General features: G+C 64.5%; 1 pseudogene. It reads right to left on the bottom strand.

Features of this window, described 5'->3' with window-relative positions:
• Positions 1 to 129 precede the first annotated feature (129 nt).
• Positions 130 to 510 (bottom strand): annotated as a pseudogene (locus tag HX846_RS38260) (ABC transporter ATP-binding protein); the annotation flags it as partial.

Here is a 510-nt window from a genome sequence, read left to right as displayed (position 1 = left end):
CACGTTGCGCAGCGCCGGCGGCAATCTGCGGCAGGATGCGGTCGGCGCGGGCGTTCAGTTCGGCCACCGTTACAACCGGCGGCGTGGGTACAGCAGACAACTTGCTCATGGCACTTCCTTGATTCAGGTCTAGATGGCGATTTTCCACAGGCGCGATTCATCAAACAGCCAGCCGGGGTTTTCCGGCTCCAGGGCCGGCACCACCAACTGCTTGCCGCTGCCTGGCAGGCGTGGCACCGCGCCCAGCAGGCGCCGGGTGTATTCGTGCTGGGGCGATTCAAACAACGTCTCGACGCTGGCGCTTTCCACCACCTGGCCGTGGCGCATCACCAACACTTCGTCGCTGACGTGGCGAATCACCCCCAGGTCGTGGGAGATAAACAGGTAGGCCAGGCCCAGCGAGGCTTGCAGGTCGGCCAGCAGATCCAGGACCTGGGCCTGCACCGACACGTCCAGCGCCGACACCGGCTCGTCGCAGATAATCACTTTGGGGTTGCTGGCAATCGCCCG

This window comes from Pseudomonas sp. K5002 (assembly GCF_013386655.1).
In the GTDB taxonomy this organism is placed as follows: domain Bacteria; phylum Pseudomonadota; class Gammaproteobacteria; order Pseudomonadales; family Pseudomonadaceae; genus Aquipseudomonas.
This window is presented reverse-complemented; position numbering and strand designations above follow the sequence as displayed.